This is a genomic window from Dellaglioa sp. CoH-55-MRSF-6 (assembly GCF_056782215.1).
Genome location: NZ_JBXAYJ010000002.1, coordinates 166,962 through 181,100 on the forward strand (window position 1 = coordinate 166,962; position 14,139 = coordinate 181,100).

12 protein-coding genes and 1 other RNA gene are annotated in these 14,139 nt (G+C 33.6%); 4 read left to right on the plus strand and 9 right to left on the minus strand.

Features of this window, described 5'->3' with window-relative positions; genetic code table 11:
• Positions 1-52 precede the first annotated feature (52 nt).
• From AC1RPK_RS02595 to AC1RPK_RS02615, 5 genes are all read right to left on the minus strand, one after another.
• On the minus strand, positions 53-655 hold the full coding sequence (locus tag AC1RPK_RS02595) for a nitroreductase family protein (RefSeq protein ID WP_481761295.1): 603 nt from the start codon (positions 653-655) through the stop codon (positions 53-55).
• Positions 656-796: 141 nt separating this feature from the next.
• Positions 797-1,933, minus strand: a complete 1,137-nt coding sequence (locus AC1RPK_RS02600; RefSeq protein WP_409022567.1) for a THUMP domain-containing class I SAM-dependent RNA methyltransferase — start codon at positions 1,931-1,933, stop codon at positions 797-799.
• A gap of 91 nt (positions 1,934-2,024) precedes the next feature.
• An RNA gene (gene rnpB / locus AC1RPK_RS02605) (RNase P RNA component class B) lies at positions 2,025-2,388 on the minus strand.
• A gap of 33 nt (positions 2,389-2,421) precedes the next feature.
• Positions 2,422-2,763: a cell division regulator GpsB gene (gpsB, locus tag AC1RPK_RS02610; RefSeq protein ID WP_481761294.1), complete on the minus strand. Its 342-nt coding sequence runs from the start codon at positions 2,761-2,763 to the stop codon at positions 2,422-2,424.
• Between the two features lie 66 nt (positions 2,764-2,829).
• Positions 2,830-3,396: an SLOG family protein gene (locus AC1RPK_RS02615; protein WP_481761293.1), complete on the minus strand. Its 567-nt coding sequence runs from the start codon at positions 3,394-3,396 to the stop codon at positions 2,830-2,832.
• A 111-nt stretch (positions 3,397-3,507) separates the two neighbouring features.
• On the opposite strand from AC1RPK_RS02615, the gene recU reads away from it, so the two are divergent.
• Both recU and AC1RPK_RS02625 read left to right on the plus strand, forming a co-directional pair.
• Positions 3,508-4,113, plus strand: a complete 606-nt coding sequence (recU, locus tag AC1RPK_RS02620) for a Holliday junction resolvase RecU (RefSeq protein ID WP_481761292.1) — start codon at positions 3,508-3,510, stop codon at positions 4,111-4,113.
• Between the two features lie 35 nt (positions 4,114-4,148).
• On the plus strand, positions 4,149-6,395 hold the full coding sequence (locus AC1RPK_RS02625; protein WP_481761291.1) for a transglycosylase domain-containing protein: 2,247 nt from the start codon (positions 4,149-4,151) through the stop codon (positions 6,393-6,395).
• A 60-nt stretch (positions 6,396-6,455) separates the two neighbouring features.
• On the opposite strand, the gene AC1RPK_RS02630 is transcribed toward AC1RPK_RS02625, so the two are convergent.
• The 4 genes from AC1RPK_RS02630 to AC1RPK_RS02645 form a co-directional block, all read right to left on the minus strand.
• Positions 6,456-7,166, minus strand: coding sequence for a DnaD domain protein (locus tag AC1RPK_RS02630; protein ID WP_481761290.1), 711 nt, complete (start codon positions 7,164-7,166; stop codon positions 6,456-6,458).
• A gap of 72 nt (positions 7,167-7,238) precedes the next feature.
• Complete coding sequence (gene asnS, locus AC1RPK_RS02635) at positions 7,239-8,540, minus strand: asparagine--tRNA ligase (protein WP_409022573.1); 1,302 nt, start codon at positions 8,538-8,540, stop codon at positions 7,239-7,241.
• Between the two features lie 90 nt (positions 8,541-8,630).
• On the minus strand, positions 8,631-9,128 hold the full coding sequence (locus AC1RPK_RS02640) for a cell wall elongation regulator TseB-like domain-containing protein (protein ID WP_481761289.1): 498 nt from the start codon (positions 9,126-9,128) through the stop codon (positions 8,631-8,633).
• A 64-nt stretch (positions 9,129-9,192) separates the two neighbouring features.
• The gene (locus AC1RPK_RS02645; protein ID WP_481761288.1) at positions 9,193-12,018 is read right to left on the minus strand and encodes a helicase C-terminal domain-containing protein; all 2,826 of its coding nucleotides are present in this window, start codon (positions 12,016-12,018) and stop codon (positions 9,193-9,195) included.
• Positions 12,019-12,211: 193 nt separating this feature from the next.
• Here AC1RPK_RS02645 and mvk point away from each other — a divergent pair, with 193 nt between their 5' ends.
• Positions 12,212-13,177 (plus strand): mevalonate kinase, encoded by a 966-nt coding sequence (gene mvk / locus AC1RPK_RS02650; protein WP_481761287.1) that lies wholly within the window; start codon positions 12,212-12,214, stop codon positions 13,175-13,177.
• On the plus strand, positions 13,167-14,132 hold the full coding sequence (gene mvaD / locus AC1RPK_RS02655; RefSeq protein ID WP_481761286.1) for a diphosphomevalonate decarboxylase: 966 nt from the start codon (positions 13,167-13,169) through the stop codon (positions 14,130-14,132). The genes mvk and mvaD overlap by 11 nt, the downstream gene beginning before the upstream one ends.
• The last annotated feature ends 7 nt before the right edge of the window (positions 14,133-14,139 follow it).

Below are 14,139 nucleotides of genomic sequence, written 5' to 3' on the forward strand. Positions count from 1 at the left end.
TATATTTTTCCATAAAAAAAGATGAAACCTTAAGTTTCATCTTTTTGAACTATTATTTAATAACTAAGAATCTGTCATCATCTAACATGAAATCTTTATCTCCTGCCGCTGCTTCAATTGAACCAAATGGCATTTGTGCACGTAATTCCCAGTTTCCAGGGATATTAAACGCATTTTTAATTTCAGTATCAATAAGTGGATTATAATGTTGTAAACTTGCGCCAATACCATTTTCAGCTAATACTGTCCAAACACTTTGTTGAGCACCGCCCAAACCTTGTTCTGCCCAAACTCTGAAGTTATCAGCGTATAAAGCAAAATCTTTTTCATTTTGAGCAACAACATCAGTATCTATAAAGTATAATATTGTTCCAAATCCAGCACGGAATGTTGCAATCTTTTCTTGAGTTTTCTTATATGCTTCAGCATTAGGAACCTCAGATTTAAGACGTTTTTCAACGATATCCCAAACCATGTCTGAATTTTTACCATATAAAATTGCTGCTCTAATTGTTTGATTATTGAATGATGTTGGTGATTTCTTTATAGCATCCTCGATAACACCAGTAATTTCATCAGGTGTTTGACTTACTTTATCCCCTAAAGCGTAAATTGAACGACGTTGTTCCATAAGATCTAATAATTGAGTTTTCATAATTAATTTCCCCTTCTCTATTTGAATAAACTTAGTATATCACTTACTATTAATAAGTAAAGAGATAACACTTATTTTTTTTATCTTAAATAAAAAAAGCTACCTAATCGTTGATTAGATAGCTTTTAAACTTATTATTTATTATGCTCTTGGTTTACGTTTACCCCAATATTGGAAATAATCCGTTCTCAATGAGCCATTATATAGCTTACGTTTTTTAGATGCTCTTGAACCATAATATTCTTCAAAAGTTAAGTCACTTGTTAAGATATATTTACTCCAAGTAGGCATTTGTTTATAAACAACACCCATCTGTTTGTATAAAACACGTACAGATTCAGTATCGCTCAATCGTTCACCGTATGGTGGGTTAGCGACTAAAACACCATTTTCTTTTTCTGTTGTAAAATCTTTTGCAGCAAGTTGCTTGAATTCAATACTATCCAAGACGCCAGCTTCAGCGGCATTCTTTTTAGCAATTTCAATCATGCCAGCATCAATATCATAACCTGCTATATCTAATACTACATCAAGATTTGCTTCACCTTTTGCTTTTTCTCTTAAACGATCAAATAGTCCTTTTTCAACAAAATCCCAATCTTCGAATACAAAATAACGACCGATACCAGGTGCAATATTATGTCCCATTAATGCAGCTTCAATTGGGATTGTTCCTGAACCACATACTGGATCAACAAAAGGTTTTTCTGGATACCAATTAGTTAACATAACTAACGCAGCTGCCATATTTTCTTTTAAAGGAGCATAACCCTTTTCAACACGATAACCACGTTTAAATAAACTGCTACCCGTTGTATCAAGTGTCAATAAGACGTTATCTTTATTAATAGCAACTTCCAATGGATATTTTGAACCCGTCTCTGGTAAGCGTGTTGTACGGTGATAGACATCACTTAATTGATCAACAATTGCTTTTTTCACGATTGCTTGGGCATCTGGAACACTATAGAGTGTTGATTTTTGAGATTTTCCTTGAACAGGGAATTCCGCATCTAATGGTAAAAACTTATCCCAAGAGATTGCTTTTGTTTGTTCAAATAAATCGTCAAAAGTCGTAGCCGTAAACTCACCAACAATGATTTTAACGCGATCTGCGGTTCTCAACCATAGGTTTGTATTAATAACATCTTCCATTGTTCCTTCGAAGCGGACACGACTATTTTCTACTTGAACATCATAACCCATATGTTTAAGTTCGTTTCCAACAATTGACTCAATACCGCTAGCTGCGGTTGCCAATAATTTAAAAGTTTCCATTTTGCACCTTCACTATAATTTAATTTTTTTAATAAAAAAACTAGGATAAAAGAAAATTCTTCATCCTAGTTCATCCTGAAATCATGTAAATTTCTATAAGCCATGTTTTGTACGTCATCCATCTCAGGCGATGAAATCAGTGGTAATCATCTATCTCCAGATATTATCTGCCCCCATGATTTGTTCATTTCCGTCATGAAGCGCCCCTACCAAAGTTTGGGTTGCCTACTCGTGGGGTTTACCGCGTTCCAGCAATACCGTTTCCAATATTGTATCGTCTCTGTGGCACTTTACAGATTACTTTGACATAGCCGAAGCCTTAGTCATTTTATCCGCCGTTACCCGAAGGTACCTTGGCTTATTTTTTCACCAAGCACGAACACTACAAGCATCTCAGCTTGTGCAAGCATGGACTTTCCTCAGCCTAACTTAATAGACCGCAATTACCCGAAATTTACACTGAATCTATATTACATCATTCAATTAATTTAAAATTGATTTCTAGAATTTTCATTCTCATCTAACTGTGCACCAAACACACGACGTTCCAAATTAGATAATCGTTTAAGAATATCCATATTTGAAGTTGTAGATGTTGTTTGGGTCGTCTGTGAACTTTTACCAACAGTAACCTGTTTTGTAAGTTCGTCGACTTGAGCAATTAAACGATCATTTTCTTCTTGAAGTTTTTTGACTTTCTTATCAAAGGTTTCATAATCTTTAATAACATCGTCAAGAAATTCGTCAACTTCTTTAGAATCATATCCACGCATTTTTGTTTCAAAATGTTTTTGTAAGATATCTTTAGGTACAAAATTAACATCCGTCATATTCGTACACCTCATCACTAATTTCTCATAAATAATGTTAATACCTGTTTATTATAGCAGAATTATTTAATAATTCAAATGATTATTTTGTTCCTCTTCCATTTCGTTTGCAATATCTTCTAATTCCATAAAATCTATCATACGTAATGCATAGTTTTTCACTTCTTTAGTTTGCTTTATTTTTAATAAATCAAATTTTGTTTTGCCTTCATTTTCTGAATCATAAAGTAATAACGCGCCATCTGTGTGTTCTATCATAAAAGTTTGATAATTTTTTAATTGCTGTGGCGACTGATAGGTATCCTTACTAACATAATCAGAAAAATCTACATCATTTAATATTTGATTTAAAACTAATTTTTTATCATCTTTCCAATTATTACCAAACTCTTTGAATGGTAGCATAACTGATACCTTGAAATCAGGATATTCATTTTGTATATCTAGGCAAATTTGTGCCGTCCATTGCTCAACACCAAGCTGAGGGCCAGTTATAACCCACTTCAATCCATTTTCTATTTCATTAATAATATTTTTTTTAATTGCGCTTTTAATGATTTTTATTTTAAGATCATTTTCATTAAAAATACCTAATTCGTATGTTCTATAACCAGTCACCCATAAACGCTTCATAATTGATTAAATATTCCTTTCTTATATTAAGAATATGTTACCAAATCCTTTAAAGCTATTAAATTATATCACTTATTGTTATAATATTTTAGATTGGAGCGTGAAATAACTGTGAGTATTAATTATCCTAATGGAAAACTTTATGAACAATCACCTTTAAATACGCAAAAAAAGTCAAATATGCTGTTGTTTGGTAAACGGGGGATGTCATTAGAGGATGATATCAACGTAAGCAACGCATTTTACCTTGCTCATAATATGGCTGTCATTCACAAAAAACCAACGCCTATTCAAATTGTAAAAGTTGATTATCCTAAACGAAGTGCAGCTGTTATTAAAGAAGCTTACTTTCAAACTGCGTCAACAACTGACTACAATGGCATATACGATGGCCACTATTTAGATTTTGAAGCTAAAGAAACTAAAAATAAAACTTCATTTCCGTTAAGTAATTTTCATGAGCACCAAATTAACCATATGAAATCATGTGTATTACAAAGAGGAATTAGTTTTGTTATAATGAAGTTCACAACCTTAGGTAAGGTCTACTTACTACCATCAAAAACGCTATTTACTTACTGGGATAAGCAGAGTGTTAATGGTCGTAAATCAATTCCATTGAAAACAGTCCAAACTGAAGGATTCGAGATACAATATACTTTAAATCCGGTCATTCCCTATTTAAAATACGTTGATAAAATGATAGAGCATCTATAATTAAGGCTTTATATAATTAAAGGAGAATTTTATTTATGGCAACAGCTGATAATAAAGGTACTACTCGTGTTGCGCGACGCGAACAAGAAATAAGCACTAACAAAAAAGGCAACAAAGGTAAAAATAGTAAAGGTAAACTTTTTAAACGTATTTTTTTGAGCTTACTTGCTCTATTCGTTATTGGCGTAATTGCTAGTATCAGTTTATTTTTCTATTACGCCAAAGATTCACCAAAAATAACATCAAGTAGTCTTGAAAGTACCCCTGCAAGTGTCATTTATGCAAAGAATGATGAAATCATCACTACCTTAGGAACTTCAAGAGTCTACGCTGAATCGTCTGACATGCCGCAACTATTAAAAGATGCCATTGTTTCAATCGAAGATAAACGTTTCTATAAACATAATGGCGTTGATCCTGTGCGAATTGTAGGTGCAGCCTTGTCAAATATCACTGGTGGATCAGCTGGTCTTCAAGGTGGTAGTACTTTAACACAACAACTTATTAAATTATCTGTCTTTTCGACAAAAGCATCTGATCAAACAATAAAACGAAAAGCGCAAGAAGCATGGCTAGCATTACAAGTAGAGCGTAAATACAGTAAATCTCAGATTTTAACGTTCTATGCTAACAAAGTCTTTATGGGAAATGGTATTTACGGGATGCAAACTGCTGCAAATTACTATTTCGGTAAAAAATTGAATAAATTAAATACAGAACAAATCGCGTTAATTGCTGGTATTCCTAATGCCCCATCTTCTTATAATCCTTACGCGCATCCAGAATACGCAAAGGAACGACGTAATGAAGTTATTGATGCAATGTTAGCAAATAACAAAATTTCGGCAAGCGAAGCAAGTACAGCTAAAGCGACACCAATTACTTCAGGCCTAAGAACATCACATTCTGCCGAAAAAGATACTTATAATGCAAAAATTTCTGATTCCTATTTAAAAGAAGTTATTCAGTCTGTTAAAGATAAAGGTTTTGATCCTTATAACAGTAGTCTTAAGATTCGTACAAACTTAGATTTGGATGCTCAGAAACGACTTTATGATATAGCTAATACAAATAACTATGTGGTCTATCCTGACAGTAAAATGCAATTAGCTGTTACCATGGTTGATTCAAAAACTGGCGCTATTTCAGCTATGATTGGTGGCCGTAAACAAACAAATGTTACTTTCGGGTATAATCGGGCTGTCGCAACTAGTCGAAGCAACGGTTCAACCATGAAACCTATTATGGATTACGGTCCTGCTATTGAATATCTAGACTACCCAACTAATCAAAAAGTTAGCGATACAAAATATTACTACCCTGATGCTACTACAAAACAATTAAATGATTTTGATAATAGCTATCTTGGAACAATGACAATGCGAAATGCTTTGATTCAATCACGTAATATCCCTGCTATTCGGACACTTGAAGCGGTTGGATTATCAAAAGCCCAAGGATTCGTCAAAAAACTTGGTGTCTCTAAGGATCAAGTTGATACTTACTCATCTGGTATCGGTGCAAACATGTCAACGACTCAAAATGCAGAAGCCTATGCAGCATTTGCAAATGGTGGAACTTATCACAAAGGGACTTATATTTCAGAAATTGAAAGAAAAGATGGTACAGTTGAAAATTATTCTAGCTCAGGTACTAGAGCAATGAAAACATCAACTGCTTATATGATTACTGATATGCTAAAAGGTGTTATTAATAGTTCTAATGGTACAGGTACGGCAGCTCAAATACCGGGTCTTTACCAAGCGGGTAAAACCGGTACTACTGATTATCCATCAAATGTTGCTTCTAAATTTCCATCTAGCGCAGTTATGGATTCATTATTTTCCGGCTATACTTCAAATTACTCAATTGCAGTTTGGACAGGTTATGATTCACCATTAGTCGCAAATAACTACTTAGATGTTAATTCTCAACATCTAGCTGTAGGTATTTATAAAAACTTAATGCAGTACGTTTCCCAATCAGTTTCAAATACGGATTGGACAAAACCTTCTGACGTTTATCTGAAAAATGGCGAATTATCATTAACAGATTCATCTACTGCAGAAACAACAACAGCAGATAGCAGTTCATATTCAGTTCCTAAGATATCAAATAGTTCTAGTTCTTCAGAAGAATCTAGTTCAAGCAGTTCTTCTAGTTCAAGTAGTTCTAGTTCTTCAGAAAGTTCTAGTTCATCTAGTAGTTCTAGCTCCGCTATTAGTTCAAGTGCTTCATCTAAAGCAGACAGCAGTAAAGCCGTTTCGTCTGCTACTCGTTAAATAAAAACCTGGCGATATTCAGTTAAAATTCTGAATATCGCCAGGTTTTTATTTATTTCATTAATTTGACCAATGATATAGGGGTATTTCCGGTTTATCATTAGATTCTTTTGTATTGTCATTATTCTTCACATTATTTGAAAAGTTCTGTTGTTGTCTTTTTTCTTTATCTTTTTTTATGTCTTGACTTGTTTTTATATGCTTCTTTTCCCAATTTAGTAAAATTCTATCCATATATTTTAAACTGTATGCCTGATTAAGGACAGCTTCTTTCAACGCCATCAAAATTAGTTCTGGAATATAGTGGTCTTGATCAATCCACATGCTAATACTTTCTAATTCCATTGGTGATAAAGGTCTTCCAAATTCAACTTCAATTTTTTCATAAACCTCTTTTCGAGAATTATTACTCTTAACAACTTCAACCTTTTCTTGTGTCCTATGACTTAAATTATTTAATTTTTCATATAACACACTAAAATCAAATTGATCGGTGCTGTACCCATTTGAATCATCAATTGTTTTGATAGAAATAACTTTTTTTTCGATTAATTTCTGCAGTAATGTATAGGTTTCCTGGGCCGTCACGCCCATTTGACTGGCAATTTGATTTGTATCTGGAAATTTATTACCTGCTTGATTAAAGCTTAATAGATGGATTAAGAAAATTAATTCATCACTTGATAATCCAATTTTTCGATAATTCCGTAAAATTAAATTAGACACATGGGTTTCCCCTGCTTCTAAAAATTGACTCATAAATGCATCCATAACGAAAATGCCTCCTTAATTAAGAAAAGAACCTTAAACAATTTCGTTTAAAGGTTCTTTTTCTCTACTTTTTTATGGGTAAATACGGTTTAATAGACGTGGGAATGGAATAGCCTCACGTATATGTTCTTCACCTGTAATCCAAGTTGTTGCGCGTTCTAATCCAAGACCAAATCCTGAATGAGGAACACTACCATATCTTCTTAAATCTAAATACCATTCGTAATCTTTTTCGTTCAATCCAGCTTTTTTAATTTGTGCTATTAAGTTATCTACATCAGTTTCACGTTCTGAACCACCAATAATTTCGCCGTAACCTTCAGGAGCTAATAAGTCAGCACAAATAACGACGTCTTCTCTCGTTGGATGTGGTTTCATGTAAAATGGTTTAATTGCTTTAGGATAGTTTAAAACGAATACTGGCATACTGAAATGTTCTGCCAAATAAGTTTCTTCAGGAGATCCAAAATCATCACCCCATTTAGTATCAGGAAATTCACCAGAATTTTGTAATAATTCGACGGCTTCATCATAAGAAATTTTAGGGAATGGTGTTTTTGTATAACTTTTTAAGACTTCTTTATCTCTTTCGAGAATATCTAAAGCATAGTCACAGTTATCTAAAACATTTTGTACTAAGAACGCAATATATTGTTCTTGTACTTCAAGACTTTGTTCTTGGTGCATAAATGCCATTTCGGGTTCAATCATCCAAAATTCAATTAAATGGCGTCTTGTCTTAGATTTTTCAGCTCTAAAAGTTGGTCCAAATGAGAATACTTTACCAAAGGCCATTGCCCCAGCTTCTTCATACAATTGACCTGATTGTGACAAATAGGCATCTTTGTCAAAATATTTAGTATGGAAAAGTTCAGTTGTACCTTCTGGTGCACTACCAGTTAAGATAGGCGCATCAATCTTTATAAAACCTTCTTTATTGAAAAATTCATATGTTGCGCGAATAATTTCATTTCTAATTTGCATAACTGCATATGGTTTCGTTGAACGTAACCATAAATGACGATGATCCATCAAAAATTCTGTTCCATGATCTTTAGGTGTAATTGGATAATCTTGACTATCACCAACTAATTCAAGTGATTTAACTTCAATTTCATAGCCAAATGGTGAGCGTTTATCTTCATGAATCTCACCAATAACGTAAAGGCTAGATTCCTGATGTAACTCTTTTGCCATTTCAAAAGTTTCTTCACTGACATTACTTTTTATCACGACACCTTGGAAAAAGGCACTTCCATCTCGTAATTGTAAAAATGCAATCTTACCACTTGATCTTTTATTAGTAAGCCAAACACCGATTTTTACTTCTTCGTCTACATGGTTTTTAGCATCAATTATACTAATTGTTTTCAATAAACTTCCTCCTCATTACGGTCCTAGTTGCTAGATCGATTTCATTCCTTTTATAATATCATTAGTCAGATATATTAGTCCATAAGACAATTATATATTTTCAACGGATTTTAAAACTTTACCATTTGAGAACTGCAGTGTTTCATAACAAAGAGCTTTTTTCTTGTTCAAATAACTCACTTCCCATGCAGGTACACCGTTGTATATACCAAGTCCGACATTCAATATTTTACTAGGTTTTTTTTCATTCCAGATATAAGTTAAAATATCATTTTTTGTCTTACCATTTGATTGTGATAAGACTTTAACTTTTCCACCTTTTTGAGCAACAATCACATAAATTCTTTTATTAGCTTTTGTTGTCCCTGCAACTGTAAAATAAGTTGCATCCCTATTATATCTATAAAATGCTGTTTCTTTATCTAGTTTTGCGTATTTTTTAGCAATTGTAACAGCTTCTTTTTCAGCTGTAGCCATCGGTGATTTTGCGCGATTATATAAAATAAAAGCACTTACCACAATAACTAATATCGTACCAAGTATCGAAAGAAAAACGATGTTTTTTGATTTTTTGGGGGATCTTCGCATGATCAATTTTTCTCCTGTCTTAGTTTTATACGGTCATATTATAACAGACATTATCTAATTCTGATTAACTATCAGAATTAGATAAAAACGTCTTTAAATCAATAATAATATCTGCCAATGGTTCATTTATAAGTTGTAATTCATCCGGCAATACTTCAATCATTTTTTTACCATAACTTTGATTTATCAATCGATTGTCCAATGCAATCATTGCCCCTTTATCGGTTGACGTCCGAATTAAGCGTCCAAACCCTTGTTTAAGCTTCATTGTTGCTCTAGGCAGTGAATACTCACTGAATACATCCCTACCTTGACCTTCAAACTCTTTTTCTTTCGCCTTTACATTTAACGACTCTGGAGACTCAAATGGTAACCGCGTCACAATTAAAAGTTCTAATCTATCATTTGGTAAGTCAACGCCTTCCCAGAAACTACCAGTACCCATTAAAATAGCGTCTTTACCTAATAAAAATCGTTTTTTTAATTTTTCAGGCCGTCCTGTAACACCCTGAACTAAAAGTTCACGATCAAGATGTAACCCTCTTTTTGTTAATAACCCATAAACATTTGCTATCGTATCAAGCGAATTAAATAAAATTAACGTTTGTTTACGTTGTGATTTTATAATCTCATAAACTGAATCAGCCAAGTAAGATTCATAAAGCTCTTTTGATGATCGAACATCAAAAGCATCACTTGCTACATACAATTTAGCTTGGTTACTATAATCAAAAGGACTCCCTAATTTTTTGATTTTGTAATTATCATCTTGTATATCTAGCTGATCAATAATGTAATCAGGATTACCTGGTAGTAACAAAGTCGCCCCAGTAAACGTCAGGTGATTAAAGTGCCGATAAATTACTTCAGAAAGAAAATGAGTTGCATCTGATAAACTAAATTCAAATTGCATTTTGTCTGTTTGTCCGTTAATCGGAAAACTTAACCAAAGCACCTTTTCATTTAGCTTGTCTTGATTTTGTTCAAATATAGTCCAGCCCTCAGTTTCTGCAAATAATTGCTTAAAAAAGTTATGAACACGATTCAAAAGCTGTTGCTCATCTTGGCCGATATTTTGTTGGCTTTTTGCAGCGATATAACGATCTCGTAAAATGGCATCATCTCTTTTTAAAACAGTTATCACTTTTAAAACAGATTCAAGCATAATTTTATTTCGATTAATCAATCCAATTAGCTCAGTTGATTTTAAAATAATTGCTTTTCCGGTCGTTTCATTTTTTGCTGCTGAATTCCTACTAATTTGTCGACCATATTCTCTTGAAAATTGTCTGATGAGTAACTCAACTGATTCCCGTAATTTCCTAATTTCTGTTAATAATTGATTGTTTTCACTAGCTGTTAAGAAATTAATTGCCATTAAGTCATTAAAAGAAAATTTTTGTGAACTTTGTATGCTAGTCAATAATGAATCACACATATTAATAATTTTCCAGAATCGAATGCGTCCTTTATTTGACTGTAGAGCAACATCAGCAAGATGCTGTGCTTCATCTACAATTAATTCAGGCGCAAGTTTTGTACGATCTGAGTTAAATAAACCAGGATGCTTCATTAAAAAAGCATGATTTGTAAAAATAATTGCTGACGATTCAACTTGTTTATATAACGTATTAATAAAGTCAACTTCAAAAAATTGATCAGTTAATACTAAACTCCCAACCCCTTGATGTTCAATTTGATTAAAAATGGGATTTTGATAACTTGAAAGTTTTAATTCATCAAGTTCACCAGTTTTAGTCATTGTCAGCCATACTAAGATACGTATTTTCATTAAAGCTATCTGTCCAGAGGTTTCTTTTTGTGTTAATTCTTTTTTAAACGCCGCTAAATTTATATAATGGTTACTGCCCTTCAAATTTACTGCAGCTGTTTGAAAAGGCAATAATTTGTTAAGTAACGGTAATGCCTGATTCATCAACTGGGTTTGAAGTAATGTTGTCGCACTACTAATCACAATTTGTTTGCGATTTTGAGCATGATAAGCTGCTGGAATTAAATAACCTAATGTTTTACCGATTCCTGTAGGAGCCTCAATAATTAATGTTCGATTTCCACTTTTTAAATGTTCAGAAATAAGGTCCATCATCTTTGCTTGTTCAGGTCGCCAACTTAATTGTTTTTCAAATATTTTTTTCTTATCTACTTCTGCTTCAGGATAAACATAATTCGTTAAATTAAATGTATCTTGTTTCCTACGTTGAAGGACAATCCCTCCAACAATGTATAGATGATCTGGTAGTCTTTCCTGTCTTCTATTTTTATCACTGTACGCATCAGAAAATAATTCATTTGTATTTCTTAATAAAAATGAACTTAAACGATTTATTTCAAATAAGGTTTCTCTTGGAATCGTTTCTAGTCGAGTTAATAAGAAGATAAATAACTCAGCTGTCACATGGGCATCACTATCGGCATGATGCGGATTTTCGTGAGTCAGATTCAAATATCGACTCAGATCTTTTAATTTAAAACTGGGTGCTGTTGGCAATAAGATTTGACTAAGCTGTACAGTATCGACACCTTTTATTGATAATGCAGGATAGCCAACTCTTTCTAACTCACTATTGATAAATGGCAAATCAAAGTTAATATTATGCGCAACAAAAACTGTATCTTGGAGAATCGCGTAAATCGTTGCGGCGACGTCTTCAAAATAGGCAGCCTTTCTGATTTGACGGTTTGTAATCCCTGTTAATTCTGTAATAACTTTCGGAATTGCCATACCAGGATTAATATCAAACGAGAAAGAATTTATTATTTGATTTTTTTGAACTAAAACGCAACCAAATTGGATCATTCGATCGCCACTTTTAAGATTTGTTCCCGTCGTTTCAATATCCACTACAGCATAAATCGTATTTTTATTCATTGAAGTTTATCACCAGTCTTTTTAAGTTAACGCATTTATGTTTATTTTACCATATTGATTAAAGAATCATATGCCAAAAACTAAATCATTATAAATTCTCAAAGTTCATCCAGTCCATTATAGCTATAACGACAATTTTAAGGTATGATAATGGAAGTAAATTCATCTAGAGAGGACTCTTTTTTTGAACAATTTGTCAGATAATACAGAAGCAAAATTTCTTGGTACTAGCCATGCTAAAATTATATTAATCGGCGAACACTCTGTTGTTTATAGCCAACCCGCTATTGCCCTCCCTTTACCAAATGTTAAAATATCAGTTTTAACGGAAGCAATGGCAGATAAACAATGGATCACAAGTCGTTTTTATAGTGGTGAACTGAAAAATGTTCCCATGAATATGCGTGGCATTAAGCAAGTTATCCAGTACATTTTAAAATCATTGAATAAACGACATCAATCATTTAAATTAACGATTGAAAGTGACATCCCATCTGAACGAGGGATGGGTTCTTCCGCTGCCACAGTTATTGCCATAATTCGAAGTTTGTACGCTTTTTTTGATACGAAAATCGAACGCGATGAACTTCTACTTATTGCCAATATCGCTGAAACAACCACACATGGTTCTCCAAGTGGTATCGATGCCGCAACAACCAGTAGCCGCGATCCCATTTGGTTCATTAAGCACCAAGAGGCTTACCCTGTCCCATTAAACATAGAGGCAACCTTAGTGATTGCTGATACGGGAATCAAGGGCCAAACGGGTTTAACTGTTGGTCAAGTTCGTGATCGCGTCTTATCAAGTCCTGACGTTACTGAAAAAATAATTTCCGAACTTGGTCAATTAACAAGTATGGCTAAGGCACAAATTGCGACAGATGATGCTATAAGTTTAGGACACACATTATCTAGGGCTCATCATTTACTAAAATCTTTAGGTGTTAGTCATCCCAAATTAGATGCACTTGTCAAAACAAGTCTAGAAAATGGCGCTTTAGGTGCCAAACTTACCGGTGGTGGTGGCGGTGGCTGTATGATAGCCCTAGTTAAAACACCCGAAGAAGCTTTAAATCTAAGCCATCTCTTAAATCGTAATGGTGCCATTGCAACTTGGATTCAACCCCTTAAAAAGGAGTCACAACATATTGAAAAATAAAATTTCAGCTCGCGCCCATACTAATATTGCACTCATTAAATACTGGGGTAAACAAAATAAAGATTTAATTATTCCTTACAACAATAGCCTATCCTTAACGTTAGATCATTTTTATACCGATACTACGGTAACTTTTGACGATACGCTAACTGAAGATACCTTCTTTCTAAATTCTAAACAAAAAAAGGATAACAAAGTATCAGCCTTTTTAGATATTGTTCGTAATCAAGCACAAAAAAATATTTACGCTAAAGTAGAATCAATAAATCACGTTCCAACTTCAGCAGGACTTGCGTCATCAGCGAGCGCATATGCTGCACTTGCGCTTGCTGCTAGTCAAGCAATTGGTTTAAATTTAAATAAACGCGATTTATCACGATTAGCACGTCGTGGTTCTGGTTCAGCTAGTCGCTCTATTTTTGGTGGCCTAGTTGAATGGGAAAAAGGTCACAATGATGAAGACTCCTTTGCTATACCGATTGAAGAAACGATTGATTGGGATCTTCAAATGATTGCTATTATGATTAATAGTCATGAAAAAGCGATTGATTCTCGTTCTGGAATGCAACATTCCGTGGACACATCACCTTTCTACAATGAATGGGTTAAATCTTCTGAACGTGATTTAATTGATATGAAAAAGGCTATTATAGAGAAAAACCTCGAAAAAGTTGGTCAAATTGCTGAAAATAATGCAATGAAAATGCACGCAACAACTTTAAGCGCTAATCCCAGCTTTACTTATTTTAATCCTGACAGCATACGTGCTATGGATGCTATTCGTGACTTGCGTCAAGAAGGTATTACCTGTTACTTCACAATGGATGCTGGTCCAAATGTTAAAATAATTTGTTCCAAAACTGAAACACCTTATATTTTAAATAAATTAAGTCCACTTTTTGGTGCAAAAAATCTTTTGGTTGCCAAGCCTGGACCTGGAGCGACACTTATTTAGTGTTATC

Excerpts from the sequence above, each read along its gene's own strand:
- AC1RPK_RS02600 (WP_409022567.1), bottom strand. The coding sequence starts at position 1,933 with ATGGAAACTTTTAAATTATTGGCAACCGCAGCTAGCGGTATTGAGTCA.
- AC1RPK_RS02615 (WP_481761293.1), bottom strand. The coding sequence starts at position 3,396 with ATGAAGCGTTTATGGGTGACTGGTTATAGAACATACGAATTAGGTATT.
- AC1RPK_RS02640 (WP_481761289.1), bottom strand. The coding sequence starts at position 9,128 with ATGCGAAGATCCCCCAAAAAATCAAAAAACATCGTTTTTCTTTCGATA.
- AC1RPK_RS02645 (WP_481761288.1), bottom strand. The coding sequence starts at position 12,018 with ATGAATAAAAATACGATTTATGCTGTAGTGGATATTGAAACGACGGGA.
- AC1RPK_RS02595 (WP_481761295.1), bottom strand. The coding sequence starts at position 655 with ATGAAAACTCAATTATTAGATCTTATGGAACAACGTCGTTCAATTTAC.
- gpsB (WP_481761294.1), bottom strand. The coding sequence starts at position 2,763 with ATGACGGATGTTAATTTTGTACCTAAAGATATCTTACAAAAACATTTT.
- AC1RPK_RS02625 (WP_481761291.1), top strand. The coding sequence starts at position 4,149 with ATGGCAACAGCTGATAATAAAGGTACTACTCGTGTTGCGCGACGCGAA.
- AC1RPK_RS02630 (WP_481761290.1), bottom strand. The coding sequence starts at position 7,166 with ATGGATGCATTTATGAGTCAATTTTTAGAAGCAGGGGAAACCCATGTG.